At 39.6% G+C, this 25,299-nt stretch carries 9 protein-coding genes; 5 read left to right on the plus strand and 4 right to left on the minus strand.

Going from position 1 to position 25,299, the window contains the following annotated elements; all coding sequences use genetic code 11:
- Positions 1 to 86 precede the first annotated feature (86 nt).
- Positions 87 to 2,072: a KxYKxGKxW signal peptide domain-containing protein gene (locus ACWPVZ_RS09055; protein WP_454381864.1), complete on the minus strand. Its 1,986-nt coding sequence runs from the start codon at positions 2,070 to 2,072 to the stop codon at positions 87 to 89.
- 481 nt (positions 2,073 to 2,553) lie between these two features.
- On the minus strand, positions 2,554 to 7,455 hold the full coding sequence (locus ACWPVZ_RS09060) for a glycoside hydrolase family 70 protein (RefSeq protein ID WP_454381865.1): 4,902 nt from the start codon (positions 7,453 to 7,455) through the stop codon (positions 2,554 to 2,556).
- Positions 7,456 to 8,470: 1,015 nt separating this feature from the next.
- Here ACWPVZ_RS09060 and ACWPVZ_RS09065 point away from each other — a divergent pair.
- From ACWPVZ_RS09065 to ACWPVZ_RS09075, 3 genes are all read left to right on the plus strand, one after another.
- Positions 8,471 to 12,034 (plus strand): KxYKxGKxW signal peptide domain-containing protein, encoded by a 3,564-nt coding sequence (locus ACWPVZ_RS09065; RefSeq protein WP_454381866.1) that lies wholly within the window; start codon positions 8,471 to 8,473, stop codon positions 12,032 to 12,034.
- 54 nt (positions 12,035 to 12,088) lie between these two features.
- Positions 12,089 to 14,578 (plus strand): KxYKxGKxW signal peptide domain-containing protein, encoded by a 2,490-nt coding sequence (locus ACWPVZ_RS09070; RefSeq protein WP_454381867.1) that lies wholly within the window; start codon positions 12,089 to 12,091, stop codon positions 14,576 to 14,578.
- Positions 14,579 to 15,296: 718 nt separating this feature from the next.
- A complete protein-coding gene (locus ACWPVZ_RS09075) occupies positions 15,297 to 17,738 on the plus strand; it encodes a glucosyl transferase (RefSeq protein WP_454381868.1) in 2,442 nt (813 codons plus the stop codon).
- A gap of 256 nt (positions 17,739 to 17,994) precedes the next feature.
- Here ACWPVZ_RS09075 and pdxT read toward each other — a convergent pair whose 3' ends face one another.
- Both pdxT and pdxS read right to left on the minus strand, forming a co-directional pair.
- On the minus strand, positions 17,995 to 18,588 hold the full coding sequence (gene pdxT, locus ACWPVZ_RS09080) for a pyridoxal 5'-phosphate synthase glutaminase subunit PdxT (RefSeq protein ID WP_049545914.1): 594 nt from the start codon (positions 18,586 to 18,588) through the stop codon (positions 17,995 to 17,997).
- The gene (gene pdxS / locus ACWPVZ_RS09085; protein WP_049545915.1) at positions 18,589 to 19,461 is read right to left on the minus strand and encodes a pyridoxal 5'-phosphate synthase lyase subunit PdxS; all 873 of its coding nucleotides are present in this window, start codon (positions 19,459 to 19,461) and stop codon (positions 18,589 to 18,591) included. It abuts the gene before it with no gap.
- A gap of 330 nt (positions 19,462 to 19,791) precedes the next feature.
- On the opposite strand from pdxS, the gene ACWPVZ_RS09090 reads away from it, so the two are divergent.
- Both ACWPVZ_RS09090 and ACWPVZ_RS09095 read left to right on the plus strand, forming a co-directional pair.
- Positions 19,792 to 21,750, plus strand: coding sequence for a KxYKxGKxW signal peptide domain-containing protein (locus tag ACWPVZ_RS09090; protein ID WP_454381869.1), 1,959 nt, complete (start codon positions 19,792 to 19,794; stop codon positions 21,748 to 21,750).
- Positions 21,751 to 22,029: 279 nt separating this feature from the next.
- A complete protein-coding gene (locus tag ACWPVZ_RS09095) occupies positions 22,030 to 25,122 on the plus strand; it encodes a hypothetical protein (protein WP_454381870.1) in 3,093 nt (1,030 codons plus the stop codon).
- The last annotated feature ends 177 nt before the right edge of the window (positions 25,123 to 25,299 follow it).

Genomic DNA, 25,299 nt, shown 5'->3' on the forward strand with positions numbered 1-25,299 from the left:
TATTCATCTAGAGTTATGATAGGAAAATAATAATAATTTAGATAGGAAAAGGAAAAATTCGCTCTAGATTTTAAAGTACATAGTAATTAACGACGCTGTCTCAATTCACCAGTTTTGGCATCGCAGAAGAGGCGTTTACCACCAACATAAACATAACGTCCTTTAACTTGACGACCTGAACCGTCAAAGTAAAGCTGTTTGCCATTGATGACATGTTTTCCAGTCACTGCTTGGCCAGCTGAGTTAAAGTAATACCAGCAACCACGTCCAGCTTCGACAAAGCGGTTTACCACTTGCTCACCAGTGTGGGCATCAAAGTAACATTTCTTACCTTGGACAGTGAGCAATTTACCTTTGACTTGAGCACCATTGCTACCAAAGTAGTAAACTTTATTGTTAATATTTTGAAGACCTGTAACTTTGTGACCATCTTGGTTTAGGTACGCCCATTGGTTAGCCGCAATTTGAATGAATTGGTTGATGACTGCTTGACCAGTGACGGCATCATAGTAACGGCCTTCAGCCCAGCCACCTTTTAATTGGCTGTGGTCTTTGTTGAAGTAATAGAGTTTACCATCAATCACTTTTGCACCTTGAACGAGACAACCAAAAGCATCCGCATAATACCAGTTGTTGTTTTCAAAGATAAAGCGTGACACAGCCATTTCACCTGTTTGGGCAGAAATGTAGTATTGCTTGTTGCCTTGTTGCATCATCTGACCTTTGATTTGACGGCCTTCTGAGTCAAAGCAGTATTCTTTACCATTGATGATACGTTTTCCTGTCACAGCGTAACCATATTCATCTAGGTAGTACCAAGCTTGGTTTTCTTTATTTTGAACAAAGGTATTTACAGCCATATTACCAGTATCAGGGATGAAGTAACGGATACGGCCATCTGAGAAGCGAATAAATTTGTCTTTAGCTTGGATACCTGTTTGTGTATCAAAGTAGAAGGTTGTGCTACCCATTTCAAGGAGACCAGTAGCCATGTGACCATAACAATCGAAATAGCGTACATCCTTACGATAACCTGCAAAATCATAGAAGCCGTTGATAGCTTTCACACCATTTTTATCATAGTAATAGGTGTAACCATCGCTACCTTTAACAAGTGAGTCACGAGCTTGAAGTCCATTTTCAAGGAAGTAATAAGCCTTACCATCGATAACCTTTTCGCCTTTGACCTTTTGACCATATTGATCGTAATAATACCATTGATTTTCGCCTACACGGACAAATGAAGACTTGGCATTGTTCGAATCAACACTTGGTTTAGTCTCACCTGTGATGATTTGGTAACCTGAGTTATTTTGCTGGTTACCTTGTGAAATGATAGTGACATTAGCATTTGAACCATTCGAATGCCCTACTGATATGTTTGGAAACAGTTTATTAGAATTCGAAATGATAGTAACATTCGGCGTAGTTCCTGAGGCCGTGATGGTGATAGTCGTGTTTCGACCACCATTCCAATGAATGCCGTTTGAGTCAGACGAACTCGTTGTAATTGTCGCAAAACCGCTAGCTGACGATGATGAAGACCATGATGATGAAGATGAGTAAGAATACCAAGCTGAACTTGATGAGCTTGACGAACTTGACGCACTAGCACTTACTGATGCTGAGCTGCTACTTGATTGGTAAGCAGAACCCGTTTGTGATGAATTAGAGCTTTGTGTTCCTACTACTTGTGAAGTTTGTGATGAACTGACTTGACCAGATCCACCACCAACTACAGTCTGTGACGAGCCTCCTGTTGAGGCAGATGATGAAGACTCGTAGCCTGAGCTTGTTTGACTTCCATAGTTAGATGGCACTGCTGACACATAAGTAGCACCTTCTGTTAAGGTTGGTGAATAGCTTTCATTAATCAATGATGCACTTGATTCAATCCCAGCATCCGTTTGTTCAAAACCATCACCATTAGGTAGTGACACTTCATCTGCTTGTGCAGATTGGTCTGACAAAAAGGCTCCACCCGCAAGTGCAACCATAGACAGCGTACTAACTCCAATGGTTACCCAATTTTTCTTGACCTTGTGTAACTTAAATCCAACTTTCTTTTCCATAACATACACCTTTCAATATAACTTTATTTCTCTATTCTATGTTAAGGGATTTTGGGAGCGAATACAATTACAGATGCATAACTCTAGTCTCATAAGACTAACCTTATGCCCATAATAGATTTCAAAAAACAAGTCTAAGATACATGGTTAAGCCTTTTATATGTTAGAAATCGTTTCCAAAAAACGTTTAGTTTTTTTAAAAAGTACACAGAAATTCCGACTTTTAGCACTTTCACCACCTTCTTCATTAGAATGACTGAGCATAATTTAAAGCTAAAGTAAGCAGTCTATTGACGATTCTCTTAATCAAACTCATTTTTTGCTTACAATCTGCTTGTCATATCAAGAGATAGTAATAAAAGAAAAGCACTTGAAACAAAATGTTTCAAGTGCTTAAAAGCGGTGAGACTGGGAAGGTACCTACTGAATTTTAATCTAAAAGCATCTAGGATAGTCCCAAAATCACATTTTCTTCTGCCCCTTATCGATTTCTGACCCAAGCTCCAGTATTGGCGTCATAGTAACGGCGTTGGCCTTTAACCCAAACGTAACGGCCTTTGACCTGACGGCCTGAAGCGTCAAAGTAGAGGTGTTGACCATTGATGACTTGCTCACCCGTTACGGCTTGACCTGAGGCGTTAAAGTAATACCAAACACCACGAGAAACTTGGATAAAGCGATTGGTTACGGCTTCACCACTATTGGCATCAAAGTAGTATTTCTTGCCTCTGTATGTCAGAAGTTTCCCTTTAGCTTGGACACCGTTGCCTTCAAAGTAGTAAAGTTTACCATTGATATGTTGGAGACCAATTACCTTTTGACCATTTTGGTTGAGATAAGCCCATTTGTTGGCACCAACTTGGACAAAGCGGTTGGTTACGGCCTGACCTGAGTCACCATCATAGTAACGGCCGTTGGCCCAGGCACCCTTGACTTGGCTATAATCATTGTTGAAATAGTAGTGATTACCATTGATGACTTGAGCACCTTTAACCAGTTTACCATAGCCATCGACATAGTACCACTTGTTGTTTTCCGTCACAAAGCGTGAGCGAGCAATTTCACCGCTATCACCATCAAGGAAGTAACGTTGGTTATTGATTGTGACAAAGTGTCCTTTAACCTGACGGCCTTCATTGTCAAAGTAATACTGCTTACCGTTAATAGTTTGTAGTCCTGTCACGGCATAACCGTTGCTATCGAGGTAATACCAAGCCTTGTTCTCAGGATTTTGCGCAAATCGGTTGACTGCGAGATTTCCTGTATCTGGGATGAAGTAACGCGTGCGGCCGTCTGCAAAGCGGATGAACTTGTCTTTGGCTTGAATACCAGTCTTTTCATCAAAATAGAAGGTTGTGCCATACATGTCGTGGAGGCCACGATACATTTGACCGTTGCCATCGAAATAGCGAACGTCTTGGCGAGGACCCGCAAAGTCATAGAATCCATTAAAGGCTTGAACCCCTTTAGGATCGTAGTAATAGACGTGGCCATCACTGCCTTGGCGAAGGACATGACGTAGCTGGAGACCATTGTCTAGGAAGAAATATTTCTTACCATCAATGACCTGATCACCTTTGACCATGTTGCCGTTCTTATCAAAGTAATACCACTGGTTGGCACCGACTTGAATAAAGGTATTCTTAGCAAGGTAGCCACCAATTGAGAGGTATTGGACATCATCTCCAACCCTACGGAAACCACTTCCAGTAATTTCAGTCATTTGTTTAGGAAGGAAGGTTTGACCTGCTTTGACGCTGAAGTATTGGTTGGTAGCGTTATCTTGTAGGACATAGCGAGCTCCAGTACCTTGGATATTGCTTCCATTGAAATACTTGGCTGACCATTGCGTGATTTTCTCATTGGTAGTCAATTTACGGCCGTTTGAAATCTGCACGCGCTCAAAGATTGCTGGGTATTTTGCCTTCAATTCATCAAGGAAGGCACCACCGTACTTGCCTTGGAAGTCATTTCCAAAGGTACGTGTTTTAGCTGCGTAGAGGCTATTGTAGATTTCAGCATTTGGACGTGGCGTTCCGTAGCTATTGGTACGAGAAGCTGTTACCACTTCTTTTCCAGGAAGATTGTAAATTTGGTCTGGAACCCAGTCAGCAATGGCTGAGATACCTTCTGCGTGAAGGGCACGAAGGGCATCCATGAGGTCTTTGAGCGAACCGTATTTGTTGTTCTTACTCATGGCAATATCGTAACGGTCTTCGAAGGCATAGCCATTTTCAATGATAGAATCCAAGAAAGTGCCGTCTTGGCTAGACACGTATTGTGGCGCAAATTCAAAGGAAGTAATTCCCCACTCTTTGAAGAGTTTGGCGTTTTGTGCAATAACATGGTTGGTGTATTGACTTGGTGTCTTAACGAAGTCTTGGAAGTTTGAGAAGCCTTCATAGATAACCTGTGAGTCGAGAGCTGCTGAGGATTCAAAGACCTGCTCACCCTTCTTAGTCGTCGAAGCCTTGGTGCGGGCATCTTGGTTTTCTGAAGCACCTACTGGCACCCAAACCGCTAAATAGCCTGAAACTTCAACGGTTGAATGACCAGTAATATCGTCTGCCGTGAAGGTCAAGTTCCCTTGATTGTCCGTATAGCGAACCAATCCAGCTGGCACATCAGCATCCTTAAGGTAGGTCGCAAGGCCCGTAGATTTGCTGAGGAGCAATGGACGATAGGCTTGATTTTTGTGGGCAGCTCCCATATTAACCACCAGACGGTCATTGGCTCCCAACTTCATATCTGGACGGTTGGCTGTGAGGACTAGCATTCCTTGGTTACGTGTTTCAGCAGTACCAAGTTGATTAGCTTCTTCTGCACCCTTACCATAACGTACAGATGACATGATTTCATAGCCATTGAGCTTAGTAACCTTCATGTCTTGACCACCTGCTACATATTTAATACGAGCACGGAGCAGGGCATCGATGACATTATAGTATGGTGATTTTTGAGCCATGTATTGGCCATCGTCGGTAAAGAGATCACCGTAGTAAACACGAGTGATACTGTCTTTATTGGTCAACATTGTGGCATAGGCAGCTGGGATATTGTACTGAGTGTACTGTTTATCAGCCTTGCGCATGTCCGCATTGTAGATTTCGAAGGCCTGTTTGAGCTCGTCCATGGTGAAGGTGAAACCATCTGTTTTTGGATTAATCTGCTTACTGATGATATTAGCCAAAACAGCTTGCACTTCACTATCATGAGCACGCACGAAAATGTAGTTGGCATCACGAGGCGTGTGTTTCTGCTCACTTGAACGGTTGTTAAGAGAGTTAGTAATGACACGTTCCAAGCTACCACGGTAATTGCTCTTACGCAAGAAAGTCGTCAAAAGCGTTTCACGTAGCGGATTGTCAATGGACAACTGAGCACCCTTGGTATCCTTGTTGTATTGATGGTCGTTGTAAGACCAGGCTTCAAGGATTGACAAGTGGGCAATAGCGTTGGCTTCATTATCAGCCACACGGTATTTTTCCTTGAAGTAATCAGAAGCAATCTGCAAGAGGTCCGCATCCACATTGTCCACCGCATCGATACGAACACCGTCAAAGTTGGCGCTTGGATCATTGCCAAGGATAGAACCAATGTTCATGATGTAGTGGAGCCAGTTTAGTTGCTCAGCCTGAACAGCTGGGTTAGAGTTGTCGATATCGTTAGCCAAGAGCAATTCATAACCACCATTTGAACGGTCGATATGGTATTTGCGTGTCCCTGTTTGGTTAGTCGGTGTGCGGTTCATGAGACGGAAATCTGAATTGGCATGACTTGTCGTACTATTATTGAGGAAGGTCAGAGCGCCTCCTTGCAAGTGGTCCTTACCAACTAAAAGATTGTCCTCACTCTCAAAGTTCCAGCCAGGCTGTGTTTTAATGAAGTCTGACATCAACTGACGAAGCCAAGTGGTATTGCCCTCACGACCGATACGTTCCTCGATTTTAACTTGAATCAAGTCAGCAGCAGATGCTAAGTCGTAACTCATCATATCTGTCGTATAGGTCTTATCACTAAAGCCTTGTTGACTCATATAGTTGAGGTAGTTGACCTGTGTCACCTTGTCTGGCCACCAAGTCATCAAAAGTGGACGATAATCTTTCTCAGATGAAGCTGTCCAATTTTTTCCATCCTTCAAGATCTGTTTTGGACGATACCAACTATCAGCTGTCAAGAAATTGTCCAAGTGTTCGAAACTCTTGCTTGATGTGTCGTAGGCTTGGTTGTAAACCGCATTGATAGAGTTATTCGGAATGGCATCGGCACGATACAAAGGTTTACTTTGATCCACCATAGCTCCAGTCTCATCGAAATAATAAAGACGCCCATCAAGTTCAATGGCTGCGTTCTTTTTCACAACGCCATTTTCAACATAGTACTGCTTGCCATCAATAATCTTCAAATTCGAAGCTACTGGTTTATAGTCAAGACTTGGCTGATTTGGTTGGACCGGCTTGTTAGGTTGAGACGGTTGACTTGGTTGAACAGGTTTGTTGGGTTGATTTGGCTGCGTTACAATGGTCACATTGGGTTTTGTGCCATTTGGACTTGTCACCGTCACGTTTGGTTTAGGAGTGTTTGGCCCTGTGATAATGGTTACATTTGGTATCGTACCGCTGGCCGTAATTGTGATGTTCGTATTGCGGTTGGCATTGATACGAATAGTGCTATCAGCAGCGCGTGTGGCGATTGATGGCGTTGCATTGGTCAATACTCTAGGAGTGGACTGAGCACTTGTTTGCACACTTTCAGTCTCAATTCTTTGGCTGGTTTGAACCTCAGTCTTTTTCTGATTTTGACTGTTTGCTTTAGCTGTTGCATGCAATGTTGCTACACGACGCCCACCACTGCGAGTGGCTTTGTGGCTAGGAGTAACTGAAGATTCCGATTGTCCTACCTGATTGCTCGGCGTTTCTGACTGAGTTCTTTCTTGAACAGTTGCCTGTGTTGTTGCCTGACCTTGTGAGACCTGTTCAGCGGTCTGTGTTTCTTGGGCATTAGCTTGAGTTTGTGAAGAAACTGCCACTCCCTGACTGGCAACTTGACTAGTTTGTGCTTGAGCAGTTGTTTCTTGGCTAACCGCACTTGTCACCACCTGAGAGTTTGTTTCGTGACTTACGCTGGCTGTTGCTACTGCTGACACACTTGCTTGAGCACTCGCTTGCTCAGCAACAGTTGTGGTCATCACTAGACTGGCAGTGCCATCCTCACTCAGTTGCTGTAAGCCATCTCCATTTGGCGTGCTTGTCTCATCGGCCTCTACTTTTCCTTGAGCTAGGAGACTTCCACCTGCCAAGGCAACCATTGAGAGCGTTGTCACCCCGATAGTTACCCAGTTTTTCTTAACCTTGTGTAGTTTAAAACGTACCTTATTTTCCATCTATATCAATTATCCTTTTTCTGTTGTTGTCTCTACTATATGATATATTCAGACAAATTACAAATAGGAAAAAATCATCTTTTCTTCATAAATCTCTGCCACGCGCTCAGTTTTATTAACTTTGATCACTGAAAATGAGACCTTACACCGCATGTAAGGTCCTAAATAGAAAGTTTTCGATTTTCAAACACCTTCAAATGCTTATCCTTAAAGGCTTTTGAACATTAAAGTAAGCTTCAATTAACCTTAAGAGATAGCAAAACTATGAGAGAAGTAACCCTTAAAAAGATAATTCTGAAAAGAAATTTTTAGATAGAAAGACTACTTTTTTTCATCTGACTAAGACCATAGTCTGTCTATGAATAGCAAAAATTAAAAATATAAATGATTTACACAGGTGAATTCTTATTTGACTAACGAAACTAAATATAGAATCTTTTATGTCACTTCTTTAACATTTTTGATAATTCTATTAGTTTCTATTGTTTATTCTTAAAAAAGGATTATAATGAAACTAGGTGGACGTGTAAGCGTTTTAATTTTGCTTCAAAGGACACTTGGGGATTATCTAAAAGATTAGCATTAGTTGACTAATACCTAAATAAGAATCATAGTAGGATGACCATTCCTGAGTCACTTTGAACCATCAAACTAGGGCTCATTTCTAAAAATACAGCATCATTTCAAACTAGAGCTCTAGAGGAGACACCTCATACTAGGAAGCTCTAGTTTTTTGTGTCACATAGATTAAAAAAAAACGAGATATTCTAAGCATAGAAAGGAGAACATATACCAAACCATTCTCGTGTTACAAAGAATTATTTATCTATAACTCATGTTTGCCTTGAACAGCCTCACAATACCGAAATTGAGGAGACTTGGAGAAATAAGGATTGTCATTAAGAAAATTGCCCCACATCGTTAGGGACTCTACCCAATGCTCACTTTTCATAAACTCTTATGACAGCCCTTATTTTTTGATATGTAAAAAGTTTAAAATGAAAGGAGAATTACCATGGAAAAGAAAGTACATTTTAAACTTCACAAAGTTAAAAAACATTGGGTAACTATTGCAGTGACAGGACTCACTTTGGGATTGTGTTTTGCAGGACTCAGCTACGCTTCAGCTGAAGAACAACCTACCCCTGTTAATGAAGCGACTGTTGAAGCCATCATCAAAGAAGGTGCCATTGACGTCGAGGCTCCATCGACTAATGAAACCACAGCTAAACCTGCAGAAAACACACCTGCTACCGCTTCAAGCGAGGCTGCCACAGTATCAGAAGCACTATCAGCTAACTCTGAAGTGGCTTCAACAGAAACAGTCTCTGAAAAACCAAGCTCTGAAGTGACAAGCACAGCTAGTTCGGAAGGAGCTAGTTCTGAAACTGCACATTCTGAGGTATGTACAACAAATACACCTACAAACAACGAAAACCTCATCATAAGTACTACTCCTGATAAAACAACTTTAGATACCTCACAAAAAGATGGCGATTTCACCATCACTGTTGAAGCGGAAGGTATCACAAAAAAGACAGATAAAAGAGAGAGTTTCGTTTCAGATGCAAATGGTGTTACCTATTATGTAGATGCAAAAGGGCAACTGGTTACCGGACCAAAAGACATCAACGGTTTCCAATATTACTTTAACGATGATGGCACTATGGTAAAAGGGCAGCTTAGAAAAGTTGACGACAAACTACACTTTTACGATGGAAACGATGGCAAGCTAGTAACAGATCGTTTTATTACATTCAAAGACAACCACTATATTCCAGAAGAAAACTATAGTAAAGTTGTTTACTTCAATGAACCTGCTTATATCGAACCAAACTATTATGTAATGCCTGGACTAGAACGTTACTATTTCGATAAAAATGGTAATACACTTAAGAAAGGTCGTCAGACGATTTTAGGTGATGACTATTACATCTATGACAATGGCCAAGTTGCTGTTCATAGACTAATGGAATTAGACCACAAACGCTACTACTTTGACGACAAAGGGACCTTAGCCAAAAACAAACAATTTCCTATCATCGAAAAGGGTCTATGGAAGTCTATGCCATATGTATTTTATTCAGACCACGATGGGGTGGCAGATTATCTCAATAAAAAACTAAACATTGTAACTTATCCGTTCCCAATTTACTATACTCTTCCTTCAGAAAATAATAGAGAATATCCAAAAAATCAATTTATGATGGACTACGAAGGTCGTTGGTATTACTTCAACAAAGACGGATTTCCTATCACTGGACCTAAAACTATTGATGGCTTTGAACTCTACTTCCATGAATCATCTCGTCCAGAAGGACATCAAGCTAAAGGCGAATTCATTAATATTGATAATAAAATCTACTACTTCGACAGAGACAATGGTCGTAAAGTCAAGGACACATCTTTTGAGTTAAACGGTATCCATTATATCGCAGATAAAGAAGGGAACATCACTATCCAAGGTGATTCTAGATTCCATAACCAATATGTCAGCGATGATAAAGGCAACTGGTATTACTACAACTCCGATGGCAATAAACTCATTGGCGAACAAACCATTGATAATGTCAAAGTTTACTTTAAGGATAGTGGAGTCCAAGTTAAAGGACACTTCGCTCCAAATGGACACTTCTATGACAAGGATAGTGGTGAACTTGTTACCAATGCTTATGTAGAAGACAATGGAAACTGGTATTATGTCGACGAAAATGGTCAAAAACTCATTGGAAACCAAATTGTTGATAGTTATCATGTTTGTTTTGACGGTAATGGTCGTCAACTAAAAGGTGAAGCTAGCTACTCAAATTCAGGTCTACCAAAACATTACTATGATTTGCATAATGGACAAATGGTTATCAACTCACTTATTCAAATCGATGGTAAGACCTATAAATCTGATAATGAAGGTAAACTCTCTGAAATACCATATGCTTTAAACTATCGCAACCAAATTGTTACCGACGAATTTGAAAACAGCTATTATTATGACTACCAAGGAACGATGGTCAAAAATCAATACGTTACTATCTATCACCTAGAAAATGACTATCTTAACCCAAAAATTAAAAAAGTCACCTATTATGCAGGATATGACGGAAAATTCCTTCACGGTCCCCAAACAATAAATGGTGTTGCTACTTATTTCAATGCCTATGGTGAACAAATCAAAGACCAGTTTGCAGACGATGGCTACTATTATGATAAAGATACCGGTGCTCGTGTTAATTTAGGAGTCAACCAATCAGCTATGATAAATGGTAAATGGTATTATGTTGACCATAATGGAAAGCAATCTAAAGGCGAGTTTATTAAACAAGGAGGAAACAAATACTATTACGATAAAATTAATGGTGAGCGTGTCATTGGAACACTTTTTGAAGTGAACGATAAACTTTATATTTCAGATCAAGAAGGTATCATTACTGAAAAGAAAGATGATATCAAAAAAAATGGACTGTTTTATGATGACTACCACAATATCCATTATATGAATGATAATGGTCATCTAGCTAGGAACTTATACGTCCCTTCTAACCACAATGGATTTAGCGATGATACGAAACCATTTTACTATTTTGGTTCCGAAGGAATCGCATTAAAAGGGGAACATACTATTAATGGTGAAACTGTATTCTTCGATGAAAATGGAGAGCAAGTAAAAGGAGGTTTCGCAAAAAACGGTAAATATTACGATAAACATACAGGTAACTTAGCAAGAAATACTTTCAGAGAACGTACTGTAAGAATCGCTCGTGAATGGCGTGCTAATGGTATCTCAACTACATTCCGATACTACCTAGATAATAGTGGCTACAAGGTGTCAGGTTATCAGATTATTAACGGTGAGGACTACTACTTCTACCCTGATGGACCACAGTTAAAAGGGGATTTCGCTCCAGATGGTAGATATCACGATAAAGACACCGGAGCCTTAGTCACAAAACGTTATGTTCAAATAAAACCATGGCATTTTATTACTGACCTAGGTAATGACCCTATCGACCATAATTATGTTCAAGTATTTCAATTCGATAGATACCCTAGTCTAGCAGACACCTCAACTGGTGCAATTACAAGATATTTTGGTAAAAAATATTCTGATAGTTGGTACTACGTCGATGAAAATAGCCAAAAGGTTACTGGACATAAAACTATCGATAATGTTAAGGTTTACTTTGATAAAGATGGTAAACAAGCTAAAGGTATTGTTGCTGATGATGGTTATTACTATGACAAGAATACTGGTGAACTTGTTGACTTAGGACGTGACAAATTCGTTGACGTTGACGGTTATCGTTACTATGTTGGTAGTGATGGTAAATGTTATAAGGGTGAACAAAAGATTGGAGATGATTACTACTATTTTCACGATGATGGTAGACTAGGCTACGACGAATTGCGAACAATTTGGGCGGGAAATGACTACTACTACCATTATTATTACCCAAAAACTGGAAAACGTGCTAAAAATGTTGACATTACTTTTAACCACTCAATTCGTTACAAGGTGAAAGCTGAGGTTGTTCATTTCGATGAAAACGGTGATGGAAGGGTTATTAAATATATTTACGAATAATATTTATTTCACACATATGATTCCAATTTGTCTTTCAATGAAAGGAGAATTATCATGGAAAAGAAAGTACATTTTAAACTTCACAAAGTTAAAAAACACTGGGTAACTATTGCAGTGACAGGACTTGCTTTGGGATTGTGTTTTGCAGGACTCAGCTATGCTTCAGCTGAAGAACAGCCTACCCCTGTTAATGAAGCAACTGTTGAAGCTATCATCAAAGAAGGTGCTATTGACGTCGAGGCTCCAGCAACTAGTGAAACCACAGCTAAACCTACAGAAAAACCAGTAGCTAGCTCTGAAGTAGCTTCAACAGAAAACGTTTCTGAAAAACCAAGCTCTGAAGTCACAAGCACAGCTAGTTCGGAAGGAGCTAGTTCTGAAACTGCACATTCCGAGGTAAGTACAACGACTAGTGAGAGTGTTACAGCTGAGAATGTGTCATCTGTTGGTGATATCCCAAACGAAAATACCACGAGAGGAATTGACCGTTCTGCCTTTACTGAAAAAAGAAATGGATTTGTCACCGAACAAGAAGAACGCATCGAAACAGTTAACTATGTAGGTAGTCTTATTACCTTAAGACATCCTTATTACGTTACTTATTACTACGATAATAACGGTAATAAGCTTATGGGATGGCAAGATATTAATGGAGAACGCTATTATTTCAAAAAAGAGCGAGAACATCCTGGTTTCGAAACCATTGATGGAAAACTCTATTACTTTACAGATAGTGCACGTATGCTCCATGATGAATTTGTTGAAGAAAATGGTCAAACTTACTATCTAGGTAGCGATGGTGTGCGAGTTTCTGGCTTACAAGATATCAAAGGACAAACCTATTACTTTAATCCTGATAGAAACGACCAACTTAGCTACGGATTGAACGTGGTTGGTGACAAACTCTATCTTTTTGGAGATGCTGGCAAAGAAAATCCGGGGCAATTAGTTAAAGACACACATCTCAAGAATGGTGACTTCCAACTAAATATTGATGCTAGTGGCGTCGTAACATTAGCTAATAACCATCCAGCTTTTCTACAAGATAATGCTGGGCATTGGTATTATATGAATACAGATGGAAAGCTAGTTACTGGACCACAAACTATTGACGGCTTAACCTATTACTTTGACTCAGATGGTAAACAGGTCAAGGGGGAACGCCGTAAGGTCAATGGTAAATCCTATTTTTACGACCCAGATAACGGCGCCCTTGTGACGAACCGCCTCGTCACCTTCAAAGCTGGACGATTTATTCCTGAGGAAAACTATGCTAAAGAAGTAAGATTTGACGAAGCTGTATATTCAAATTTTTTCAATAATGAACATCCTGAACTCGAACGGTATTATTTTGGTGCCGATGGCCTACCAGTCAAAGGATGGCAAACCATCAATGGTAATAAGTACTATTTCCAAGATGATGGAAATATGGTCGTACACAGATTTTTCAACAACTATTACTTCTACAGTGATGGTACCATCGCTAGAAATATACGATTGAATATTCCGACTCACTATATTCTGAGAGAATTTCCAAATATCTATGAATTTGATAATGATGGGGTTGGTAAATTCATTTCTAGTGATTTTAAGGACCTTCGACCTAAGAGCGCTCATTTTTCTCAAGATAAAGAGGGCTACTGGTACTACTACGATGAGTATGGACTTCCTGCTATTGGTGCCGTAACTATTGATAGCTATGAGATGTATTTCCATTTAGGAACTCATCGCCAAGCTAAGGGAGAGTTCGTTGATATCGAGGGCAAGGTTTACTACTTTGATAAAGATAACGGTCGAAAAGTCAAAGATACAACTTTTGATTTCGATGGTAAGACCTATGTGGCAGACCAATCTGGTGTCCTCAGCATTAAAAGTCAATCAACTGAACGAAACCGCTATATCAGTGATTCCGAAGGTAACTGGTACTATGTAAATGACAAGGGTGACCTCCTCCTTGGTGCTCATACCATTGATAACGTCAACGTTTATTTCGGCACCAATGGTGTTCAATATAAAGGCCATTTTGCTCCTGATAATCACTATTACGATAAAGATAACGGTGCTTTAGTAACAGATAGATTGGTTGAGGATGGTGGCAAAGAGTTTTATGTTGATAAAGAAGGAAATAAGTTTGACGGTGCTAAGTATTTGGACGGAATTCAGTACTACTTTAATTACGGTGAGAAAGTGAAAGGTGACTTCGGCTATTCAAACTACAATAGACACTACTATGACAAAGAAACTGGTGCACTTGTAACCGGAAAATACTTCGAATACAAAAATAACTGGTATTATGCAAATAGTAAGGGAAATATTCTGACTGGAAAACAAGTCATAGATGGCAAACATGTCTACTTCTACGATGAGGATTATAAATACGGACAATATAAGGGCATACAAGCTAAAGATAAACTCATCATTTTAAATGGTAAAACATACTACTACCTTCCTGGCTCTGGTAATCGTGCTGAAAATGTGACGTTGACAATCAATCACGTTACTTATTACTTCGATAATGACGGGGTTGGACATATTCTTCGATAGTCATTTACAAGTGACTATGGATTTCAATTACTTCACACAAAAGGAAGTCGACCAACTGTCAACTTCCTTTTCCATATCATCAATAACTGACTTACAAATAGAATTCAAATATGAACTATTCTTAAACAATTACGATTATCTTGTAAAAAAACTTGTTTGTCATAAAAAAAGTATTATAATAAAGATAGGTGAGCATGTAAGCGTTCTACTAAAACGTTGAAAGTGTACTACAGGGGATTAGGATTAGGAACTTGGCTTTAGACTTCTAACGTCAAAATAATTTTTTATGCATGAAAACTGGTCCTTAGGCACTTTGGCATGAGAATCTAAGGCTCTTTTCATACACACATCTGTCTATAATATAAAACTAGAGCTTTAGAGAGAATGCTTCAAACTAAAAGCTCTAGTTTTTTGTATTTGAAGACAGATGCCATAGGCTGGATTCAAAAATAAAACGAAAGGAGAGAAATAAAAGTATTAGGATAAATAAGTAAAATCACTTGTTTCTAGATATAAACTACACAGCATAAGCATATTCTCCTTGCCACACATTTGACGTGCTCGCCTATAAAATCTTCTTATGGCCATGCCCTGAGAGATTTAGATATGGGGCTCAGTCGTTTTAACAGATTTTCTCACTTTTAACATTCTTCTGACGGCCTAGCTCCTTTATGTTACACACCTAAACATCGGTGTTCATTTTTGAAGGGAGTCTATTATGAATACTGAAATGAATTATCATTGGCAAATGTCAAAGAAACACGTCGTAGCACTTTCCTGCGCAACCGCTCTAGCTACTTTTACTTTAGTCGCACGCCCTACATTTGCGGATGAAGTAAAAATACCCGAAGCTACAGGTCAACCAACTGAGATTCTTGCACCTGCACAAGAGACCGTAGTAACTAATGTAGAGGTCAAAGCACCTACTACAAATCCTATCTCAACTAATGCTGAGCTACCTACTAGTACAAGTACGGTTTTTAGTGAAGCTCTTAGCAGTGAAGTCGCATCATCTGAATTAGCAAGCGAATCACCTGTAGAAATCACTTCTGAACAAGGAAATAGCAATCAAGATAATCAGGCAAATAAAACTATACCTATCAAAACGGCAACTTCAGAAGCCTCTACTACAAAAACTTCGGTAGAAAAAGTCAATGAACCTATTCCTGTCGAAGAAACAAAAACACCTACAAAAAACAGTGAACAACCTGCCCCAATCGATGAAAATGAAAAGCTAGTCACACCTTCCGTAACACTTGAAAATGCACCTCATATTTCTGGTGGACATTATTATAGTGATGATAATGGTAACTGGTATTACAAGGATGCAAATGGCAAAAATCTTGTCGGGCTGAACTATGTAGATAATGTTCCTGTTTATTTTAGTCAAGACGGTATTCAAATCAAAGGTGGCTTTGCAGAGGATGGCAGATACTATGACAAAGATTCTGGTGCTCTCGTAACCAAGGCCTTTAAAGAACTCTTAACTTATATTGGTCGTGATGATATCAACGGTCAAAACATTTATACTACTGATTGGTACTACCTTGATGCCGACGGACGGCCACTTAAAGGTCCTCAAAATCTTGGTGGTACAAACATGTACTTCTTCCCTAACGGAGCACAAGTTAAGGGACGTTTCGCACCTGACGGACACTACTATGATAAGGACTCTGGTGCACTCGTAACTAATAGCTTTGTCCATGTCTACAACTGGAATTATCAAAATCAAGACGGAAATCATGTGAATCACTTTGTCATCACTATTCCTAATAATTCAGTCGTTGGACCTAACGGTGAAAACCAATTTTTAGATATGAGTCATTACCCACTTTCTAGCAATGATTTAAATCGCGAAGATTTCTACTATTACGTAGATGATAAGGGGGACAAACTGACAGGACCTCAAACCCTAAACGGCATTCATGTCTATTTCGACCAAAATGGTAGACAACTTAGAGGTGAGTTTGAATTTGACGAAGATGGTACCGTTCATTATTACGATGCTAAAAACGGTGCACGCGCTGAAAATACCATTGTCAGAACCAACACTGGTGCCTTCAAATTCGATGCAAATGGTAATGGACGTTTGATGGGGCCTGGTGAAGAAATAGATACTCCCGTCACTCCTACAGTCACCCTAGACAAAGCACCACGAGTTTTTGGTGGTCACTATTATAGTGATAACGAGGGCAACTGGTACTACAAGGATGCAAACGGTAAAAACCTCATCGGTCTCAACTTCGTCGACAACATTCCAGTATACTTCGACAAGGATGGCAAACAAGTCAAAGGACGTTTTGCAGAGGATGGTCGCTATTTCGATAAAGACTCTGGTGCTCTTGTAACCAAACGCTATCTTGAAACCCAAGATGGTGACTGGGTTTACGTCAATGATAAAGGTGATAAACTCAAGGGAGAACAAACTATCGATGGTGTTAAAGTCTACTTTGATGATTTCACTGGTACACAAGTCAAGGGACATTTTGCACCAAATGGTAAATACTATGATAAAGATTCTGGTGCTCTCGTAACCAATGCTTTTAAAGAAATCTTAACTTATATTGGTCGTGATGACATCAACAATCAAAATGTCTATACTACTGCTTGGTACTATCTCGATGCTGATGGTAAGCCATTAACAGGACCTCAAACCTTTGGAAATAGTCACTTTTACTTCCTTCCTAACGGAGCACAAGTCAAGGGACGCTTCGCCCCGGATGGACACTATTATGATAAAGACTCTGGTGCTCTTGTCACTAATAGCTTTGTTCACGTCTACAATTGGAATTACCGAAATCTCGATGGTGACCGCATCTTCCACTTTACGATCACCATTCCCGGAAATGATATCGTAGGTCAGGATGGACAGTATCCAAGAGAAAGTAAAGATTTAGATCGTGAAGATTTCTACTACTATGTTGATGCTAAAGGGGATAAACTGACAGGACCTCAAACCTTAAATGGCATCCATGTTTACTTCGACCAAAACGGTAGACAACTTAGAGGTGAATTCAAATTTGATGATGACGGCACTGTTCACTATTACGATGCTAAGAATGGTGCACGCGCTGAAAATACCATTGTTAGAACAAACACTGGGGCTTTCAAATTTGATGCTGACGGTAATGGACATTTGATTGGACCTGATGAAGTATAAGAATAGTATTCAAATAACAACTATTGATATCGCTTAATTACTCTGATTTAGGAATCGCTAAAAAGGAAGTCGACCAACTGTCAACTTCCTTTTTCATATCACAGATAATTATAATCCGTTTTAAGAAAACTTTAGGCTTTGCTTTATATACTATAACCATCCTAAAACTTTTCTTTTTCATAATCTCCTAAATCCAGGGCTCGGGTCCTGGATTTTTTTGCGTGAACGAGAAGTAAATGAATTTATGAAATTTGAATCAAAGCTTTTCTTCTTTTGCCTGATTAATCATATCTAGGAAATAAGCATGTACCCTTTCGTCACCCGTTAATTCTGGATGAAAAGATGTCACTATCATCTGCTTTTCTCTAGCTGCCACGATAGCCCCATTGACTTGTGCTAGAATCTCCACTTCTGGTCCAACAGCTTCAATAATTGGCCCACGAATAAAGACCATTGGAATCTCGCCTATTCCTTTTAATTCAGCATCTGTGACAAAACTGCCCAATTGGCGTCCATAGGCATTTCTGGCTACATTGATGTCCATACTTGCCAAATGTTTTGTTTGGTCCCCCACTATGGTTTTGGCCAACAAAATCAGACCTGCACAGGTTCCAAATACAGGTAGTCCAGCATCAATTTTCTCCTTTATCGGCTCAAACAAGTCTAAATCATGCAAAAGTTTTCCCATGACTGTCGACTCTCCCCCTGGTAGAATGAGCCCGTCTAAATTAGCGTGGGCTTCCCAATCTTGTCGATTTCTGATTTGAACCGTTTCAACCCCAAGTGCTTTCAAGACCTGCTCATGTTCTGCAAAAGCACCTTGCAAAGCCAGTATTCCAATTTTTGTCATCTATTTTCCTCGCTCTGCCATTAAGATGTCAATTTCATCCTTGTTGATACCAACCATGGCTTCACCCAAATCTTCTGACACTTGCGCCAAAATATCTGGATGATTATAGTTAGTCACTGCCTTGACGATAGCTTCCGCACGTTTTTTCGGATCTCCTGATTTGAAAATCCCTGAACCAACAAAGACACCTTCAGCCCCCAACTGCATCATAAGGGCAGCATCCGCTGGCGTCGCTACACCACCTGCCGCAAAATTGACAACAGGCAACTTGCCATGTTCGTGGACATAACGGACCAAATCAATTGGAACCTGCAAGTCTTTAGCAGTAATATAAAGCTCATCGTCTCTAAGATTTTGGATGCGACGAATCTCTTGATTCATGAGTCGTAAGTGGTGAACTGCTTGCACAATATCACCAGTCCCAGGTTCGCCCTTAGTACGAATCATTGAGGCCCCTTCAGAGATACGGCGGAGCGCCTCACCAAGGTCCTTGGCCCCACAGACGAAAGGCACATCAAATTTGGTTTTGTCCACATGAATAAGATCATCAGCCGGTGTCAAAACCTCACTCTCGTCGATATAATCAATCTCAATCGCCTGCAAAATCTGTGCTTCCACGAAATGACCAATACGCACCTTAGCCATAACTGGAATACTAACGGCGTCCTGAATTTCCTTAATCATCTTAGGATCACTCATACGTGACACACCACCCACTGCACGGATATCGGCCGGAATGCGTTCCAAGGCCATGACCGCAGCTGCTCCCGCCGCTTCAGCAATACGTGCCTGCTCAGGATTTTGAACGTCCATGATGACGCCCCCCTTAAGCATCTGTGCCAAATTTTTATTTAAGTCGTAACGATTTGTCATTGCAATCACCTCTCATGTTTTTATGCCCTTTATTTTACACAGGATAATTTTTGAAAAAAAGACTCTATTTCTCAAACTGTATGGGGACAATTACCCTTTCAATGATATCTATAGACGAAAAAATAAATAAATTAGGAAAACTCTTTTATAGGCTATAACTATCACAAATATAAGAATCTTTTTATAAAATCATGGCGTTTTTGTATCCGTTTTCTATTGAAGTTATTAGAAAATAAGATTAAAATATAATCGTAAATTAATTTTTGGTATTCATCTTGTTTTATATGTCACAGCATGAATTTACCAAGTCACCATATAAGGGGGAAAATTATGGCAAACAAAGTTCGTTTCAAACTTCATAAAGTTAAGAAACATTGGATCACAATCGCTGCCTCAAGTTTGGCAATCGGGGCTTCACTAATTGGACTAGGACAAGTCGGGGCTGATGAAGTCAAACCAGAAACGACTGCTGTTAACAGTCCTGAAAATGTCGTCTCTGACAGCAATCTTGAGACAAGTGCTAGCCTCATTACAAGAACCGAAGTAGCTCCAACGAGTACAGTTGTCGAGAATACTTCTAGTGCAGCAGTATCTACTGACACTACACCTACTAATGCGACTAGTCAGCCTGCAGAAACAACTGCTACACAGCCTAGTAACGAGGCCGATAAAAAGGGTGGGGCAGCTCCAGTTAATGAAACAACTACTGCTGATAGGAGCGTTGAAATCTCATCTGGGACAAGCGACAACGCAACTACTTCACAGGAAACACCTTCCCAAGGTGGCAAGTTCACTTCTGATGATCAAGGCAACTGGTATTATCTAGACAGTGACGGCCACAAACTGACTGGTCCACAAACCATCGATAACTTTAACCTCTACTTCCATGACAATGGAATCCAAGCAAAGGGTGAAAAGATTACCATTGATGGCAAGGATTACTACTACGATAAAGATAATGGGCGTAAAGTAACTGATACAAGCATTGAAGTAGACGGTAAAACCTATTTAGCAGATGCTGATGGCATCCTTACCGAAAAAACGCAACTACCAACCCAGGTTGTAACTGGTGGTCATTTCCAATCTGATAACCAACAAGACTGGTATTACTACACTGCCAATGGTGAAAAATTGACGGGTTGGCAAAATGTTGATGGTGTCATCCTTTATTTTGATAAAGATGGCAAACAAGTCAAAGGACAAGAACGAGAGATTGGTGGAAAATACTATCGATTCGATGAGAATGATGGTTCTCTATTAACGAATCAGTGGCATCACACTTCAATTTTCAATGGCTATAGGACAGAACCTCAATATACAACTTATACTAATTACTTAGGCGAAGATGGTGCTGCATTTATTGGATGGCATACCATTGACAGTAAACGTTATTATTTCAAACCTGACGGACTTTTGGCTAAAAATGATACTGTCACAATTGATGGGAAGATTTATCTTTTTGATTACCAAGGACAATTGGTCAAGAACAAATATGGCATTGTTGAAACTCCTTCAATGTTCCATGCAAACACTTCTACCTACCGTACCAATGCTAACGGCGAAGTCTTAACTGGTAAACAAATTATCGATGGAAAAGAATATATCTTTGCTTTAAAGGGTCAAGTTCTTGATGGTATCATAGGTTATGACAGCAAACTTTATCTAGTCACAGATAGTAAAATAGAAAAAAACTATTTTGGAGCCCTTTTTTCAAAAAAAACATTTTGGGGCGGGCCTAGTTTCTCTGGAATCTATGGAACTGATAAAAACGGTGTCCTCCTCGAGGGCATCCAACGAGGCTCTGATGGTCACCTTCACTACTTCCAACCTGAGGTAAAAAGTGTTGATAAGCCTACATGGAAAGAAATCGATGGCAAGCGCTATCGTCTAACAAAATCATATCGAACAGAAAGATATGCTGGTATGTACACCACTATTATCCTTACTAACGACACTTTGAAAGTCGATGATAAGACCTACACAATTGATAATGAGGGAGTAGTGACTGAATTTACGGCTAAAAACCAATTTGTTCGCGATGATTTCTGGAACTGGTACTACTACGACAAAGAGGGCAAACTCCTAACAGGCCGTCAAACCATTGATGGTGTTCAACTCTACTTTGATAAAAATGATAAGCAAGTCAAAGGTAGCCTAGTAGACATTGATGGTAAAACTTACTACTTTGACAAAGACAGTGGGGCTATGTGGACGAATACCACTCTCGAAAAAGACGGCAAAACTTATATCATCGATGAAAACGGTGTGGCTACTGAGAAAGTGAATTAAAAAGGAAAGACATAATATTTCTACCACTTTAAGAAAACTTTAGGCTTTGCTTTATATACTAAAACCATCCTAAAACTTTTCTTTTTCATAATCTCCTAAATCCAGGGCATAGGTCCTGGATTTTTTTGTTTTTAGAAAAGTCTGTAGCAACTAAAATCATTCCCTCTCTCACTCGCATCACAATGTAATCGTTTTCTTATTTTTGTCTAAATTTCTTATTTTTTCTTGAAAGTCTCTAAAATAGCGCTATAATAGGACTTAGGAAATGGAGGAAAAAGTATGAAAGTACATTCTAATTTTACTGGACCTAAGTCCAAAAAACGTCTGATTGCATTCTCATGTGCAACTGCTCTTGCAAGTTTTGCCTTTATCGCAAAACCTGCCTTCGCTGAGGAAGCTAAGGCTGACAATGCATCTAACCTTGATACGACTGCTGCTACCACTGCCAATGTAGAAACTACCGCAGACCTCGTCGAAACAAAGGTTGTCGAAGCACCTGTTACTACTGAAAATGTGGCTAGCACAGAAAACACCACAAATGTCTCAGAACAAGCCTCAACTTCTACAGCAAGTTCTGAAACTGCCAGTGAAACAGCTTCAACAACTACAAGCGAAAGTCAAGCACCTGCAGAATCGGTCTCAGGCCAAACACGCGAAGCTGTAACTACAGACCGGGCTGCCAGTGAGGCTGCAACACCAACCGCAGATACCAATAGTGAAACCAATGTTACCGGTGGTCAATATTATAGTGATAGCCTTGGTAACTGGTATTATAAGGATGCTAGTGGTAAGAACCTAACTGGTGCACAAAAAATCGATGGGATCAACGTTTATTTCGATGAAAATGGCATACAAGTCAAGGGAAACTTTTCAAAAAATAAACAATACTATGATGCAGATTCTGGTGCTCTTGTAACGGATTGTTATATTAATCATCTTGGTGGTGTTTACTATGTCGATAAAAATGGTGAACCATTAAAAGGCGCACAAACCATTCAAGGAAAACAAGTTTATTTCAATGATTACAACGGCCTTCAAGTTCGAGACGGATTTGCTAGCAATGAACACTTCTACGATAAAGATGGTAACCTTGTAACAGATAGCTATGTTTTTAGCACTAAATACAACTATAACAACACTATCTATCCTTTCTATGTTGATAAAAATGGCGACAAATTAAAAGGTGAACAAATCATCAATGGAAAATCTGTCTATTTCGATAAGTATGATGGAGCACAGGTGCGTAATAGCGTTGCTGACAATGGGCGTTTCTATGATCAAGATGGTAATTTAGTTGATCTAGGGAAAAAACACTACGTGTTCATCGATAACCATTGGTTCTATGTTGATGAAGATGGAAAGATACTTAAAGGTGAACAAGTCATTGATGGTGTGAAAGTTTACTTTACCCCTTATTACGGATATCAAATTAAAGGGGATTTTAATTCTGACGGCCAATTCTATGACAAGGATACTGGCGAGCTCGTGACAAACCGTTATATTCAATTAACACGCTACGAATCGAACGGCTCTATGGCTCCAACTCTAGAGACCCATTGGTATTATCTTGGGGCAGACGGAAAAGTGGTAACAGGTCCACAAGTTATTGACGGCGTTCGTGTCTACTTTAACTATAGAGGACACCAAGCAAAAGGAGACTTTGGCTACGATGGTTATTATTATGATAAAGACACTGGAGCACTCGTCAAAAATAGCTTTGTCTCCTTAGAGCAACCATCAGGAACCCTTATTTATTACCTCGATAACGAAGGCAATACAATTAAGGGAGAACAAATTATTAATGGTAAGCATCTCAACTTCGGTGAATACGGTATCCAAGTTAAGGGAAATTTCGCACCTAATGGACTTTTTTATGATGCAATTACAGGGGAACCTGTTACTAATCGTTATGTTCAAATCAATGACCAGAGTAACTCATATAATACCCTTGAAAATAAAGATAAATGGTTCTATATCGGTTCAGACTCTAAAGCTCTTAAAGGAGAGCAAGTCATTAATGGCGTAACCGTATTCTTTGACAAAGATGGGGTTCAAGCTAAAGGGATTTTCGCAGATGACGGTTTCTATTATGATAAAGATTCTGGAGCACGCGTTAATCTTGGCAACAATCAGTTTGTTCAAGTGAACGGTAACTGGTACTATCTTAATAACGAAGGTAAAATTGTAAAAGGTGAACAAGTCATTAATGGCAACAATTTTTACTTTGATAAAGATGGCAAGCAAGTTAAAGGGAACTTTGCTGAAAATGGAGCGTACTATGATGAAAATTCAGGAGTACAAGTAACCAATCGTTATGTTAACTTCAATAACAATTGGTATAGAATCGGTGCTAAAGGTACTCCTCTTAAAGGTGCCCATGTCGTTGATGGTCATAATGTTTTCTTTGACCAAGACGGTAAACAGATTAAGGGCGACTTCGCTTCGGATGGCTACTATTACAGTAAAAATTCAGGAGACCGAGTAGACTTAGGACAAAATCATTATCAAAACATAAACAATAATTGGTATTATATTGGTAATGACGGCAAACGCCTTACTGGTGAACAAGTTATTGATGGTGTCGAGGTCTACTTCGATAGTACTGGTAAGCAGGTTAAAGGAAACTTTGCTGAAAACGATTCATTTTACGATAAAGATAGTGGTGCCCGCCTTAAGGAACAATTTGTCGATTTGAATGGAAAGACTTATTATGTTGATGCTAAAGGCAAAAGACTTAGAGAAGGGGGAGTTCGAACTATCAATGGTAAAGAGTATACCTTTACGGGCGGTGCAGATCCCCACCTTGCTAGAGAAGAATTTCTATATCCTTACGGCTACTCTTCATTCTACGATTTGAATAACAAAGAAGTCAAAGGGCCTCAATTCGTTAAGGCCAAAAACGGTAATAGATATTACATTACCGCTTCTGGTCACGTCCCATTAGGGCTTCACATTATCAACGGAGAACTTTATATGTTTGATGCTCCGACAAATAAATATGCTGATGGTAGGGTTAGTGCGAATGGCTTGACTAAAGACTATTTCCCATCACTTATTCCTAATGGTAGCCATATCTATTACTTTGATAAGGAAACAGCTACTGCTATAAAAAATCAATATAAAGAGGTTAATGGTAACTGGTATTACTTTGGACCTAATTGGTATGCACTAACCGGTGAACAAACTATTGATGGGGCTCATGTCTATTTCCATAGAGATGGCAAACAAGCTAAAGGGGAACTAGTCACTGTAAATGATAAACTTCATTATTATGATCCTAACAGTGGTGCACGTACTGAGAACACTACCCTCACTATCGAAGGTAAGACCTACCATTTTGATGCTGAGGGAAATGGAAAACTCCTCAATTAGTGTAAGTGAGCAGTAAGCATTATGAAAAAGTAATTCCATCTTCCACTTTAAGAAAACTTTAGGCTTTGCTTTATATACTATAACCATCCTAAAACTTTTCTTTTTCATAATCTCCTAAATCCAGGGCATAGGTCCTGGATTTTTTTGTTTTTAGAAAAGTCTGTAGCAACTAAAATC

This window comes from Streptococcus sp. Marseille-Q6379, assembly GCF_965119505.1.